Here is a 14,124-nt window from a genome sequence, read left to right on the forward strand (position 1 = left end):
GCACGCGCTCACAACACAAACCATGCCTCCCAGCCCCCAGATCAAGGATGCCCGCGCGATCCTGCAGCGCGTTTATGGCTTCAAGGCCTTCTGCGGCCTGCAGGAGGACGTGATCAGCGACGTGCTGGAAGGCCGAGATGCGCTCGCGGTGCTGCCGACCGGCGGCGGCAAGTCGCTCTGCTACCAGATCCCGGCGCTGATCCGGCCCGGCTGCGCCATAGTCGTGTCGCCGCTGATCGCACTGATGTCGGACCAGGTCGATGCGCTGAAACAGGTCGGTGTGCGGGCCGAGCGGCTGGACAGTTCGATGGAATTCACCGCCCGCGCCGAAGCGCTGGAGGCGGCAGAGCGCGGCGAGATGGATCTGCTCTATGTCTCGCCCGAGGGCCTCGGCACGGGCCTTGCCCAGCGCCTTGCGGGCATGGACATTTCGCTGATCGCCGTCGACGAGGCGCACTGCGTCAGCCAGTGGGGCCATGATTTCCGGCCGGACTATCGCGCCCTTGGGCGCCTGCGCGAACTCTTCCCCGGCGTGCCCCGCCTCGCCGTGACCGCCACCGCAGATACGCGCACCCGCGACGACATTCTCGCCCAGCTGCAGCTGACCGATCCGGCCCTGCACGTCGCCAGCTTCGACCGCCCGAACCTCACCCTCTCGGCCGAACCCAAGGGCGGAGGCCGCACGGCCCGTGTGGTCCAGCTCGTAAAGGCGAAACAGGGCCTCTCCGGCATCGTTTACGCCGCCACCCGCAAGGGCACCGAGGATGTCGCCGAGGCGCTCGTGCGCGCCGGCGTGCCCGCGCTCGCCTATCATGCCGGGCTCGACGCCGATGTGCGCCAGGACCGCCAGCGCCGTTTCCTGCTGGAAGAGGGGCTCGTCATGTGCGCCACGGTCGCCTTTGGCATGGGCGTCGACAAGCCGGACGTGCGCTTTGTCATCCATGCCGATCCGCCCAAGACACTGGAAGCCTATTGGCAGGAAGTCGGCCGGGCCGGGCGCGATGGCGAACCGGCCGAAGGCATCGCCCTCTATGGCCCGTCGGACATGGCCCGCTCCCTGTCATGGACGCATCAGGGCGATGCGCCGGAGGACGTGAAACGTGTCCAGCTGACCAAGACGCGCCAGCTGTTTGCTTTTTTCAATGGCGACGAATGCCGGCGCGGCGCCGTGCGGCGCTATTTCGGCGAGGAAAATGTCGAGCCCTGCGGCGTCTGCGATGTCTGCACGGCCGTGCCGGGGCAGGCGCATGATGCCACGCGCTGGGCCCAGATGGCCGTCTCGGCCGTCATCCGCTGCGGCCAGAAGGTCGGACGCGGGCGCCTCATCCTCCACCTGATGGGAACCACCAGGGACGGCTTCGACGAACAGCTCTCCACCCAGTCCACGTTCGGTGTCGGGAAAGACCTCGCCAAGCCCGGCTGGGACCGCGTGTTCGATGCGCTCCTGTTCGACGGAATGCTGGCCGAGGGCGGCGACACGATGCGCCCGTCCATCATCGTGCCGGATGGCGAGGCGGCCCGCGCCCTTTTCCGGGGCGAGCGCACGCTGATGCTGCGCGAGGACGTGGCAGCGGCCCGCAGGAAGCCCGCGAAATCGCGGGGCGTAGCGTCAGCCACCGCGCTCACAGACCTGTCAGGCCGCGACCAGGACCTGTTCGACGCCCTCCGCCTCTGGCGCACCGACACAGCCAGGGCGCGCGGCGTGCCGCCCTATGTCATCTTCCACGACCGCACCCTCGCCGAAATCGCCCGCGAACGTCCCGCCTCGCCCGATGCCCTGCGCCAGATCAGCGGCGTCGGCGAAAAAAAGGCCCAGCGCTACGCCGAAGACGTCGCGAGGATTATTGCCGAGGCGGCTTGAGCCCTGTCATCCTCCATCGCCTGCTGGCGTTGAAGGACCCAAGCAAATACAGCGTTTTCCACGGGTTTAACCTCTGCAGCCTTGACCCGGACGCCAGCGCGCCTCACCTATAGCGGCGAACTCAGAATCCCTGTCCGGAGATGACATGTCACCATATTCCCGCCTCGACGACGACGAAGCCGAAAGCCCGCCAATGGGCGAGCCGAATGCGTTCCTTGAAGAAGCCCTCTTCAAGGCCCGCACCATCCTGCTGACCGGCGGCATCGACTTCAAACAGGCCAAGCGCGTCTGTGAACGCCTGCTGGCCCTGTCCTCGGAGAGCGACAAGCCGATCCTGCTCGTGATCTCATCGCCCGGCGGCCATGTCGAGAGCGGCGACATGATCCATGATATGATCAAGTTTGTCGGCGCGCCCGTGAAAGTGCTCGGCACGGGCTGGGTCGCTTCGGCTGGCGCGCTGATCTATTCGGCCGCTGCCAAGGAAAACCGCTACGCCCTGAAGAATACCCGCTTCCTGCTGCATGAACCGCGCGGCGGCGTCGGCGGCCAGGCCACGGACGTGGAAATCCAGGCTCGCGAGATCATCAAGATGCGCGAACGCCTGAACAGGATTTTTGCCGAAGCCACAGGCAAGAGCCTTGAGAAGATCAAGGAAGATACCGACCGTGACTTCTGGATGAGTGCCGAGGAAGCCGTTGAATACGGCCTTGTCAGCAAGATCGTCACCCATCGCGGCGAAATCAAATAGGATCAGTCCCGGCTGAAGGGAGCGCCTCGCGCGCTCCCTGAACTGCGGCCTGCAATCCGCCTCTGGCGGATGGCGGGCCGTGCGTATGCGCCCCCACCCCCACATCATCCCATACCCTGAATCCCCGGGCCCATGGTTTACGAACCGTTAGGGATCCGTTTGCAGCGCGTAAACGAATTTCAAGGACACTGTATCCTTAACGGGTGAGGGACACGTTCTTTAGAAAATGCCGGTACGTGTAGAGGATATTGCCATCGCGGTCGCTCCGATCGGATCGGAGACAACAGCCCAGGCCGCGCTTGGCCTGTTCCTGTCGGACCCGTCCCTGTTCGCGCTGCCCGTTATCGTCAACGGGGCGACGCTGGGCCAGGTGACCCGCGCCCGGCTGACCGAAGCGCTCGCCGGCCCTAATGGACGCGACATTCATGCGGCGCGCTCTGTCGCGAGTTTCATCACCCCGCACCCTGTCATGGCCGATATCGGCACGACGGTTGCCCTGATCGCCAAGCTGGCCGCCGATGGCGAGACATCCGCGCTGACGGACGGCGTCGTCGTCCTCGAGGATGGCCGCTATAGCGGCCTGATCAGCCCCAGCGCGATCCTCTCGGCCGTGGCGCAGGAAAATGCCCTGCGCGCCCGCGCCATGAAGGCCTCGGGCCAGCGCCTTCAGCAGGCACAGGCCAAAGCGCTGGACGTCGCCCGCGACAAGGCCACCTTCCTCGCCTTCCTGAGCCATGAAATCCGCACGCCGCTGACCGGTATTCTCGGCGTGGCCGACATCCTGCAGGACAGCGTCTCCGGCGCCGAACCGCGCCGTCTCGCCCGCACGATCAGCGAAAGCGGCAACCATCTCGACCGCCTGCTGGGTGACCTGCTCGACCTGTCGCGACTCGAAGCAGGCAAGCTGCCAGTCAGCCCGTTCCCCTTCGATCTGCGCGAATTCGCCGCCGAAGCGCGCGATCTCTGGCAATCGCGCATAGCCGGCAAGCGCCTCGACCTGCGCATCCAGGTCAATTCCGACAGCGTGATGCGCGTCGAAGCCGATGCCATGCGCGTGCGCCAGATCCTGTTCAACCTGATGAGCAATGCGCTCAAATTCACCGAGCATGGCCATGTCAGCGTCGAACTGTCGACGATTGAAGCAGGCGGAAGCCTCAAGCTGCGGATGACCGTCTCCGACACGGGATGCGGCATTTCGGATGATGACAAGGCGCGCCTTTTCGAGGCCTTCGAACAGGCCCGCGCCTCCACGGCCCAGACGCATGGCGGGTCGGGCCTCGGCCTGTCCATCGCCAAGGGGCTGACCAGCCTGATGAAAGGCGAAATCACGCTGGCCGACAATCCGGGCGGCGGCTCGGTCTTCAACGTGACGCTTCCCGTGATGCGCGCCGGGCCGCGCCTCGCCGCCGAAACGCCGCACAAGCCGCGCATGCGCACGCTGACGCTTGGCAACATCCTGATTGCCGAGGACCATCCCGTCAGCGCGCTGGTCATGTCGCATGCGCTTACGGCGGCCGGCTGGAAGGTCGAAACGGTCACCAATGCTGACGATGCCATCGCGCGGGCGATGGAGGCGCCCTACCAGGCGATCCTCACCGATATTCACATGCCGGGCGGCAGCGGCGAAACCATCGTGCGGGCCCTGCGCATGACCAGCGGCCCCAATCAGCTTGCCCCTATCCTGGCGGTTACCGCCGATATCAGCGCCGAGCGGCAGGCCGCCTGCGAACTGGCAGGATTCTCGTCCCTCATCGAAAAACCGATCCGCCCGCGGGCCCTGGTGGCAACACTGGCCGACGTCCTGATGGACGACGAGGAAACCGGCTGGGAACTCGGCGCCAAGCGCGCCTGAAGCGCATGTCTTCTGGCGCCACGGGACGAGGTGTTGCCAAATTGCACCATGTCTGACGGCGCAGGCCGGCCGGATTCCGAAAAATTCTGGCCATCGCAGACTGGTCGGGTAGCTTTTGCTTCTTGGAGATTCAGGGGGAGGAAAGCATGACCGAAGACAATCGCGCGAAGGGCCATTTCTGGTCGCGGCTGGCATGGGCTGTCGGCGTCATTTCCGCGGTTCTCGGTATTTACGTTTTCATCAATGACGAGATCAGGGCGCGCATATTCCCTGACCAGAGCGTCGCGACGCGCGCCGATGTGAAGGAGCAGCTTCAGCTCAGTGAGGAACGCATTGCGCTGATCGTGCAGGCGTCGATCAGTTCGGTCCTGGAAAGCGCGGATGCGCGTGGCGGGAATGTTTCCGCCGATGAAAAGGACAATTACGAAGCCGCGCTGACCTCCCTGCTGGCTTCTGATGATCCTGCCCTGAATGATGCAAGATTCCTTGCCGTATCGGGCCAGGCCGAAGCGGCGGCTGACAAGCTCGTCACAACGGTGGAAACCTCCGGTGCAGATGAAACGGTTCCCGCCCGCAGTCGGGCGGACCTGCTGCGGAACGCCGGCGATATCCTCGTGCCCTCCGATCCACGCAAGGCGCTGGAAGCCTATGAAAAAGCGCTTGAACTCGACCCTGACAATCAGGTCCTGCAGACACGCGTACAGAAGCTGAAGGCGGAAACAGCGAAGAAGAATGAGGTGAAGGCGATTCCCCGCGCCAGGTTCGAACTGTCAGGACTGCAATTCGAATTTGAGGGCTGCGAGAACCCGGAAGCGCCCAAATGCGTCCTGTCGGTCATGAATACCACGCCCGACACTGTGGATTTCTGGATCGGGCAATCCTGGGCGATCAATGAGCAGGGGCGATGGCTGGATGACAAGGCGCGCAATATCGTCGCTTCCTCCCATTACACCTGGAACATACCGTCACTTGAGGCCTCGCAGATCGAGCTGACCTACAATCGCCCCGCCAACATCTTTCAGTTGCTTCGCTTCGAATTGCATGTGCGGGATGTCGAGTTCAAAAAGGAATTCCGGGATGTCGCCATTCGCGGCGGGCGGCAGGTCGACGTGCGGGCCATGCGCCCGGTCGACGCGGATCATCCCGAATACGCTTATGAAGTGGATGGTGTGAAGGTCCATTTCCTTGGCTGTTCGAACCCTGATGCCCCGACCTGTCGGTTCGATCTCATGAACACGGGCACGAACGACCGGACAATTTCCACCTATGGCGGACTGGCCTTTGACAGCCAGAGCATCCAGCGAAAAGCGGCCCAGTCAGTTCTCAGCCTGACGGGAAAGCGGGACGGCGAGTTGCCGCCGGGAATCGTGACGAGCTGGGATGTGATCTTCCGGTCGGAGGCTGACTTCCTTCAGGCCTTCTGGCCGGACCTCCAGATTGAATACAAGGCCTATCCGCGGGCCTTCACGAACCTGAACCTGAGTGATGCGGACGCGCCAGTCATCAAGACCCTGCGGCGCGACCAGGCCTTTGAGCCGGGCGGCATTTTCGAGCTTGGTGAAATGGAATTCGCCTTCCTGGGCTGCACAAATCCGGATAATCCCACATGCGCATTCGACGTGCGAAACACAGCCGACAAGACCGTTCAGCTCACGGTCGATAGAGCCAGGGCCACGGATGATACCGGAGCTGAGAAAGCCTCCTCATCGAACGTCATTGAAATGACAGGCAAGAGGGAAGCCGACATACCTGCCGGCCTGACAACCAGTTTCGAGGTCGCGTTTCGCAGCGCCATGCCGCGTATCAGCGAGCTGACCGTGCCGGTTTCCGTCGGCGACAGCCGCCATGACATCAAATATTCAGACATCGCGCTGCAGCCGAATTGATTCACCGATGTGAGGCAGGTGGTGGTTCGGGGGAGACTTGAACTCCCGACCTCGCGATTATGAGTCGCGCGCTCTAACCAGCTGAGCTACCGAACCGTTTCGCTGATGCGAGGGCGCCTCTTACACGGGAGCGGGCCGCCTCGCAAGCATGTCTCCTGCAGCTTTTGCGAGGCATTTTGCAACGCGCTGGCCGAACCACTCCGACCGCATTAGATTAGCTGTATGATGCGCGCCGTGATGCTGTTCATGTTGGCCCTTGTATTCGGCCTGTTCCAGCCTGCCTGGGGGCAGAGCCCGGCGGCCGAGAAGGCCTATCTGGCGGGGCAGTACGACGCTGCATTCGCTGATGTTGCAACAGATCGCGGCGCTGATGCCTGCGCGTTCGGGGCGCGCATGCTGCTGGCCAAGGCGATGAGCGGGGACGTTCAGCCGCCCCCGGCGCTCGTGTCGGCGGCGCTGGATGCGGCCAACAGGGCGCTGGGCGCCGAACCCGAGCATGCCGAGGGCAGGCTGCAAAAGGCGATTGCGCTGTCCCTGCTGGTACGCCCGATGAGTGTGAAGGAGGCACGCGATTCCGGCTGGGGCGAGGAAGCGCGCGACCTGGCGGAGGCTGTCCTGGCAGACGACCCGCAGAATGCCTATGCGCACGGATTTCTCGCCGTCTGGCATGTCGAGGTGATGAATCGCGGCGGCCTGCTCGGCGCCATGATCCTTGGCGCGAGCATGGAGGATGCCGAGCGCCACTATGCTGCCGCCATGCGGGCCTCGCCAGCGGACGCGGCGCTGCACTGGCAGTTCGCCCGCGCGCTGGCGGCGCTGAACGCACGAAAATACCGCAAGGAGGTCGTGGCGGCCCTGGATGCGGCACTTGCGGCGCCTGTCGGCAGCGAGCTCGAACGTGTCATGCAGGAACGCGCGCGCACGCTGTCAGAAGCGGTGGCAACCTGGAAGAGCCGCGATGTCGAGGCGCTGGCGGAATCGATGTTCTAGGCGCTATTCCGCTGCCACGGAATCGGCGAGCGCTTCCTGATCGGACAGGAACCGTTCGGCTTCCAGCGCGGCCATGCAGCCCATGCCGGCGGCGGTGACGGCCTGGCGATAGGTCTCGTCGGTGACGTCGCCAGCCGCAAAGACACCGGGAATGTCGGTCGCCGTCGAGTCAGGCGCCGTTATCAGGTAGCCATTCGATTTCATCGCCAGCTTGCCCTTGAACAGCTCAGTGGCCGGCGCGTGGCCGATGGCAATGAAGATGCCGTGGAACGGGCGTTCGGTAATCTCGCCGGTTTCGACATTCTTCAGGCGGGCGCCGGTGACGCCGAGGGGGTTTTCGTCTCCGAGTACATCTTCGAGCGTCGTGTTCCAGAGGACTTCGACCTTGGGGTTCTTGAACAGGCGGTCCTGCAGGATCTTCTCGGCGCGGAAATGGTCGCGGCGGTGGATGACGGTGACCTTTGAGGCAAAGTTCGTCAGGAACAGGGCCTCTTCCACAGCGGTATTGCCGCCGCCGACGACGAGGACTTCGCGGCCGCGATAAAAGAAGCCGTCGCAGGTGGCACAGGCCGAGACGCCGAAACCCTTGAATTTCTGCTCGGAGGGAAGGTCGAGCCATTTGGCCTGCGCGCCGGTCGAGATGACCACGGAATCAGCGGTGTAGAGCGTGCCGCTTTCGCCGACCGCGCGGAACGGCCGCGACCCGAAATCGACGCTGGCAATATGGTCATCGGCCACCTTGGCACCCATTGCCTCGGCATGTGCCTGCATCCTGACCATGAGTTCGGGGCCCTGGATCTCTGTAAAGCCCGGATAATTCTCGACTTCCGTTGTGATCGTCAGCTGGCCGCCGGGCTGGATGCCGGTGACGACCAGCACGTCGCGCATGGCGCGGGCGCCATAGACGGCGGCGGTCCAGCCCGCCGGGCCGGAGCCGATTATGAGGATTTCCGCGTGGCGGGTATTCGAGGCAGCGTCGGCCATGGGGGCCTCCATTGAGATACATAAAACCAGTCCGCTCTGGTATGGCGACTCGGGGAGAAAAGTAAAAGGGGCGGGGTGTCTCACATGGCTGTGTAGACAGGCTAATGCGGCTCTGACACCACTTCCACCGTGGCGTGGCTGAGGTCGAACGCCTCCGCCAGACGGGCCTTTACCTCGCGCCGGACAGTCTCGATACAGGCACCGGGCGCGGCGGTGACTTCCAGTGTGATGAGGCGCTGGGTTTCCGTCAGGGCCCAGGCATGGATATGGGAGACGCCTGAAACAGCAGGGATATGCATGATGAGATCTGCCGTGATGTCAGCCGACGAGAGCCCTTCGGGCGTGCCTTCCAGAAGGATGTGGCCGGACTGGCGCGCAATGCGGACGCCGGCAAAGCCGACAAGCCCGGCGACAAGCACCGAGAGGATCGGGTCGGCCGCCATCCAGCCCGTAGCCATGATGATGGCCGCCGCAGCAATGGCCGCGACCGAGCCCAGCATGTCGCCCGCGACATGCCACAGCGCGCCGCGCATGTTGAGGTCATCCTTCGCCCCCCCATGCAGCACAAGGAAGGCGATAATGTTCACCACAAGGCCCGCCACGGCGACCACCATCAGCAGGCCGCCCATCACCTCGACCGGGTCCATGAGGCGGTGGATGGCTTCCCAGACGATCCAGATCGCCAATAGAATCAACAGGATGCCGTTGGTGAAAGCAGCAAGAATCTTCATCCGGGCGAAGCCGAACGAGCGGGCGGCGTCTGCCGGGCGTTCGGCCAGCTTGTAGCCGAGCCAGGCGAGGACAAGAGAGCCGCAATCGGTCAGCATATGGGCCGCGTCTGCCAGCAGGGCGAGCGAGCCGGAGATCAGGCCGCCGGCGACTTCGACGAGCATGAAGGCGCCGGTCAGCACGGCGGCAATCGCGACGCGGCGGCGGCTGTCAGCCGAACTCATATCGGCATGGTCGTGGCTGTGGCCATGACTGTCCGGGTGGTCGTGATCGTGATCGTGATCGTGGCCGTGGCCGTGGGAATGCGTGTTCATGCCCCTCAGGTGGCGGCGTTTCGTGCGGGGGTCAATTCCTGTGTGATAGCATTGCAATTGCTGGGACAGGCGCTGCCCAGTTCCCGCCCGGGCCTGCACGAACAGATGCAAGAACACAGCACGGCTGCAGCCCGGATGATGCACGGGCATGCGTGCATCGCGATTTTCGCTTCCCGGCTTGCCCGCAGCGCCGGGGCGTGGCCTGATGCGACAAGATTCCGGAGGATCCGCCATGACATTCCCGCGCCTGCGCCAGCTGGTGATTGCCAGCGACACGACTGACACGATCGACACGCTGAAAGACGTTTTTGGGCTGGAGGCGCCGTTCCCGGATCCGGGCGTGGGCGAGTTTGGCCTGGTCAATGGCGTGTTCGCGATTGGCGATCAGTTCCTGGAAGTGGTGGTGCCGGTTGCAGAAACGGCACCGGCGGCGCGGTTCATGGCGCGCGGGGGGCCGGGTGGCTACATGGCGATCTTCGAAGTGGAGGACATCGCGGCGACACGGGCGCGTGTGGACACGCTGGGCATCCGCCGCGTGTGGGACATTGACCTGAAGGACATCTGCGCAAGCCACCTGCATCCGGCCGACCTTGGCGGCGCGATTGTCTCGGTCGACCAGCCGCGCCCGGCGGGCGAATGGCGCTGGGGCGGGCCGGACTGGCGGGCGCGCAGCAGTGTGGGGCGCCTCACCGGCGCAGCGCTGACCAGCCCGGACCCGATGCGCCTGATGGCGCGCTGGGCAGGCGCGCTGGGCGCCAAGGGCAGTGGCTACGCGCTGGAGATGGATGACGGGAAAATTGTGTTCACGCGCGGCGAGACCGACCGCCTGGTGGCGTTCGACCTGTCCTTACCGGATGTGCCGGGCATTCTTGAGCGGGCGAAGGCAGCAGGCCTGGACGTGGACGGGCAGAGCGTTTGGGTAGCGGGCGTCGAGATGCGGCTCGGTCAGTCATGAGGGCGGGGGGCCTTGCTGCGGTGCTCCTGCTGGCCGGCTGCACGGTGACCGGAGAGGGCATCGACAGACCCGAACCCGTGCCGGCAGACTATGCCGCGCGCGAGGCGGCGATGCGCGATCCGGCCGACAGGTGCGGGCCGGAATTCATCCAGACGAAATTGCCGAAAGGCTTTGTCAACACTGTCGGCGCGGTGACGGACGGCCCGTTCCGCCCGGTTTGCGCGCGCCACGATGCCTGCTACCGGCTGGGCGAGCGGACACAGGCCGAGTGCGACCGGCGGATGAAGCGCGAAATGGAGTCCATCTGTGCCAGCGGCAGGGCGACACCGACCTATTCACTGCCCATGGTGGGCAAGTCGCTCTGCCGGTTTCATGCCGGGCTGTATTATGACGCGATCAACAATACCTACGCGGCAGTCGCCTATGGCGGCCGGCCGGGCGGACAGATCGTTAGCGTGGCCACGCGCGTGATTGACGATCCGGTTACGGACGACGAGTTCGAAGTGTGTGTCGATGTGCTGAACAACACCTATGCGATGCAGGAATATGATGTCGAGATGCGCGGCCGCAAGGGACGCCTGATCGACCGCGAACCGGACACTTACGAAACCAATGTGGGCGTTGGCGAGACCAAGACAATCTGTGTGACCACGAACTATACGCGCTGGAGCCTGAAAGACCTGCCGGATGAGGTGCAGGTATCGCTGCGCTGCGACACGCCGGAGAATTTCTCGGTGCGCCATGACATGATCGTGGTGGACACGGTGAGCGTGAAGGTGCGTTAGCGGGTCAGCTTTCCTTCTTCTCCGGGATGTTGTCGTGCGAGGTGGAGGCCATGTCTTCCAGTTCGGCCTCCGTCATCGAGTCGTACATCTCTTTCGAGGCGCCCTGGAGGTCTTTCACCCTGGTCTCGCCGCGTTTGGCGGAAAGGGCGGCCCCGGCGGCTTTCTGCTGGGCTTCGGATTGTGCTGGCATGGCGGTGGGTCCTTTCGCGTTGAGGGTTTGCGAAAGAACGCGTTTGGCTGGGGAAGGTTTCCTGATGTTTCCGCCATCCCGGAAAGCCTGCGCCCGTGCTTCGAGGTCGCTTCTCTTATGGCATTTGCGCCGCGACTTGGCAGGTGCGCTGGCCGAAAGCGTGTATTTGCCCGCAATAGAGCGTGTCATGTGACTTGTTCGTTACGAAATGCGTCAAGAGGCCCCCCCAGCCGTATCGCCCCCGCGCAGGCCGAAGCATCTTGAGGGGGCTTGGGGAAGCAGCCCCGTGAGATACCGGATTAAGTCCGGGATCTCATGGGGAGAGGAAAGTGATGTTGCGCGTGAGTGCGCGCGCATGGGGGGACCTCAGAGAGTGGCTACACATCCACCTCGGCTTCCAGCGCAAATTCCTCGATGAACTCACGCCGGGGTTCTACGACGTCGCCCATCAGTTTGGTGAACATTTCGTCGGCTTCGTCAGCATGGTCGACGCGGACCTGGAGGAGGGTGCGGGCGTTGGCATCGAGCGTGGTTTCCCAGAGCTGGTCGGCGTTCATTTCGCCAAGGCCCTTGTAGCGCTGGACCTTGAGGCCCTTGCGGCCGGAATTGAGCACCGCGTCGAGCAGCGAGGCCGGGCCGTTGACCGGAATGTCGCCGCCCTTTTCCTGGCGCAGGATGGCGGGCTTCTCGTAGATTTCGGCAAGGCCTGCGGCGCGCTCGGCAAGGCGCACCGCGTCCTGGCTGGCGAGCAGGGCGGCAGGCAGGACAGCGTCTTCATCGACGCCGCGCACCGTGCGGTGGAGGAGGAGGCCGCCATCCTCGAACCGGCCTTCCCATGTGTCTTCGCCTTCCTCGGCGAGCAGGTTCAGGCGGGCCGCTGTAGCGGCTGCCGTTTCCGGGGCGGCATTGGCGCTCATCGCGCCGGCAAGCGCGGCGTGCTCGATCAGGTCTGCCGGGGCGCGCAGGGCGAGGCGCTTGAGCGAGGCGCGGAAATTGGCGGCCTGGCGCACGCGGTCGCGCAGGTCTTCGCTGCCGATCTGTGTGCCGTCGGCAAGGATCAGCGTTTCGCCCGTGGTGCCTTCGCCGATGAGGTAGGCCTCCAGCTCTGCATCATCCTTGACGTAGCGTTCCGAGCGCCCGCGCGTTACCTTGTAGAGCGGCGGCTGGGCGATGTAGAGATAGCCGCGCTCGATAATCTCCGGCATCTGACGATAGAAGAAGGTGAGCAGCAGGGTGCGGATGTGCGCGCCATCGACGTCAGCATCGGTCATGATGATGATCTTGTGGTAGCGCAGCTTCTCTATGTTGAACTCGTCACGGCCGATGCCGGCGCCGAGCGCCATTATCAGTGTGCCAACCTGGTCGGATGAGAGCATCTTGTCGAAGCGGGCGCGCTCGACGTTCAGGATCTTGCCGCGCAGGGGCAGGATGGCCTGATTGTCCCGGCTGCGGCCCTGCTTGGCGGAGCCGCCGGCGGAATCACCCTCGACGATGAAGATTTCGGACTTGGCGGGGTCTTTTTCCTGGCAGTCGGCGAGCTTGCCGGGCAGGCTCGTGATGTCGAGCGCGGACTTGCGGCGTGTCAGCTCGCGCGCCTTGCGGGCAGCTTCGCGCGCAGCGGCGGCCTCGACGATCTTCATCATGATCTCGTGAGCTTCCTTGGGATGCTCCTCGAACCATTCTGACAGTTTCTCGCCCATCAGGGATTCCACGACGGGGCGCACCTCGGACGAGACAAGCTTGTCTTTTGTCTGTGAGCTGAATTTCGGGTCAGGCACTTTCACGCTGAGCACGCAGGTGAGGCCCTCGCGGGCATCATCGCCGGAGATTTCGACCTTGGACTTCTTCGCAATGCCGGTCTCGTTGGCATATTTGTTGATGATGCGCGTCAGCGCGCCGCGGAAGCCGGCAAGGTGGGTGCCGCCGTCGCGCTGGGGGATATTGTTGGTGAAGCAGAGCACGTTCTCGTGGTAGCTGTCATTCCACTCGAGCGCGGCCTCGACCGTGACGCCATCCTTTTCGCCGATGACATAGATCGGGTCGGGCACGATGGGCGACTTCTGACGGTCCAGGTGCTGCACGAAGGCCTTCACGCCGCCTTCGTACATCAGGTCGATCTCGTAAACATCGGCTTCGCGCTCGTCGCGGAAGATGATGTGCACGCCGGAGTTCAGGAAGGCGAGCTCACGCAGGCGGTGTTCCAGCGTCTTGCGGTCATAGTCGGTCATCGTGAACGTGGAGGCGGAGACCATGAAGCGCACGGCCGTTCCGGTATAGGGCTTGCCCATGTCGGTCATCGGCGAGGGGCCGCGCGTGATGAGGGGGGCTTCGACGCGGCCGCCATCGACAAAGCGGACCCAGTGCTCACTGCCTTCGCGGTGGATGGTCAGCTCGAGCCAGTCGGACAGGGCGTTGACGACCGAGACGCCGACACCGTGCAGGCCGCCGGAGACCTTGTAGGAGTTCTGGTCGAATTTGCCGCCCGCATGGAGCTGGGTCATGATGACTTCGGCTGCCGAGACGCCTTCGCCGGTATGCTTGCCGACGGGGATGCCGCGGCCATTGTCAGTGATCTCGGCGCTGCCATCGGGCAGGAGCGTGACGGTGACGCGGTCGGCATGGCCAGCCAGGGCCTCGTCAATCGCATTGTCGACGACTTCGTAGATCATGTGGTGCAGGCCGGAGCCATCATCGGTGTCACCGATATACATGCCTGGGCGCTTGCGAACGGCTTCGAGGCCCTTCAGGACCTTGATGCTGTCAGCGCCATATTCGGGGGTTTGACCCGTGATGTCTTCGGCCATGCTGGCATCCTCGTCGATTCGTCAGA

11 protein-coding genes and 1 tRNA gene are annotated in these 14,124 nt (G+C 64.1%); 7 read left to right on the plus strand and 5 right to left on the minus strand.

Annotation, left to right across the window (positions count from 1 at the left end; genetic code table 11):
• Positions 1–22: 22 nt before the first annotated feature.
• The 4 genes from recQ to ACQ66M_RS11440 all read left to right on the plus strand — a co-directional run bounded on the left by recQ (position 23) and on the right by ACQ66M_RS11440 (position 6,347).
• Entirely contained in the window at positions 23–1,861 is a 1,839-nt protein-coding gene (gene recQ / locus ACQ66M_RS11425) for a DNA helicase RecQ (protein ID WP_430403889.1), read from the plus strand.
• Positions 1,862–2,006: 145 nt separating this feature from the next.
• The gene (locus ACQ66M_RS11430) at positions 2,007–2,609 is read left to right on the plus strand and encodes an ATP-dependent Clp protease proteolytic subunit (protein ID WP_350171304.1); all 603 of its coding nucleotides are present in this window, start codon (positions 2,007–2,009) and stop codon (positions 2,607–2,609) included.
• A 226-nt stretch (positions 2,610–2,835) separates the two neighbouring features.
• On the plus strand, positions 2,836–4,461 hold the full coding sequence (locus ACQ66M_RS11435; RefSeq protein WP_430403891.1) for an ATP-binding protein: 1,626 nt from the start codon (positions 2,836–2,838) through the stop codon (positions 4,459–4,461).
• Between the two features lie 146 nt (positions 4,462–4,607).
• On the plus strand, positions 4,608–6,347 hold the full coding sequence (locus ACQ66M_RS11440) for a tetratricopeptide repeat protein (RefSeq protein WP_430403893.1): 1,740 nt from the start codon (positions 4,608–4,610) through the stop codon (positions 6,345–6,347).
• A gap of 19 nt (positions 6,348–6,366) precedes the next feature.
• Here ACQ66M_RS11440 and ACQ66M_RS11445 read toward each other — a convergent pair.
• Positions 6,367–6,443 (minus strand) — tRNA-Met (locus ACQ66M_RS11445).
• Between the two features lie 126 nt (positions 6,444–6,569).
• Between ACQ66M_RS11445 and ACQ66M_RS11450 the strand changes: the two genes are divergently transcribed.
• Positions 6,570–7,337, plus strand: coding sequence for a hypothetical protein (locus ACQ66M_RS11450; protein WP_430403895.1), 768 nt, complete (start codon positions 6,570–6,572; stop codon positions 7,335–7,337).
• A 3-nt stretch (positions 7,338–7,340) separates the two neighbouring features.
• Here ACQ66M_RS11450 and trxB read toward each other — a convergent pair whose 3' ends face one another.
• Positions 7,341–8,321 (minus strand): thioredoxin-disulfide reductase, encoded by a 981-nt coding sequence (gene trxB / locus ACQ66M_RS11455; RefSeq protein WP_350170687.1) that lies wholly within the window; start codon positions 8,319–8,321, stop codon positions 7,341–7,343.
• Positions 8,322–8,422: 101 nt separating this feature from the next.
• Positions 8,423–9,364 carry a cation diffusion facilitator family transporter gene (locus ACQ66M_RS11460; RefSeq protein ID WP_430403897.1) on the minus strand — a complete coding sequence of 314 codons (942 nt, stop codon included), beginning with the start codon at positions 9,362–9,364 and terminating at the stop codon, positions 8,423–8,425.
• A gap of 232 nt (positions 9,365–9,596) precedes the next feature.
• On the opposite strand from ACQ66M_RS11460, the gene ACQ66M_RS11465 reads away from it, so the two are divergent.
• A complete protein-coding gene (locus ACQ66M_RS11465; RefSeq protein WP_350170689.1) occupies positions 9,597–10,319 on the plus strand; it encodes a hypothetical protein in 723 nt (240 codons plus the stop codon).
• Positions 10,316–11,104, plus strand: coding sequence for a hypothetical protein (locus tag ACQ66M_RS11470; RefSeq protein ID WP_430403899.1), 789 nt, complete (start codon positions 10,316–10,318; stop codon positions 11,102–11,104). Before ACQ66M_RS11465 ends, ACQ66M_RS11470 begins: the two co-directional genes overlap by 4 nt.
• 4 nt (positions 11,105–11,108) lie before the next feature.
• Here the strand turns inward: ACQ66M_RS11470 and ACQ66M_RS11475 are convergent, their stop codons facing one another.
• Positions 11,109–11,294 carry a DUF3008 family protein gene (locus tag ACQ66M_RS11475; RefSeq protein ID WP_350170691.1) on the minus strand — a complete coding sequence of 62 codons (186 nt, stop codon included), beginning with the start codon at positions 11,292–11,294 and terminating at the stop codon, positions 11,109–11,111.
• A gap of 377 nt (positions 11,295–11,671) precedes the next feature.
• Positions 11,672–14,098: a DNA topoisomerase (ATP-hydrolyzing) subunit B gene (gyrB, locus tag ACQ66M_RS11480; RefSeq protein ID WP_430403901.1), complete on the minus strand. Its 2,427-nt coding sequence runs from the start codon at positions 14,096–14,098 to the stop codon at positions 11,672–11,674.
• Positions 14,099–14,124 lie beyond the last annotated feature (26 nt).

Source organism: Hyphomonas sp., assembly GCF_965284475.1.
Classification (GTDB): Bacteria; Pseudomonadota; Alphaproteobacteria; order Caulobacterales; family Hyphomonadaceae; genus Hyphomonas.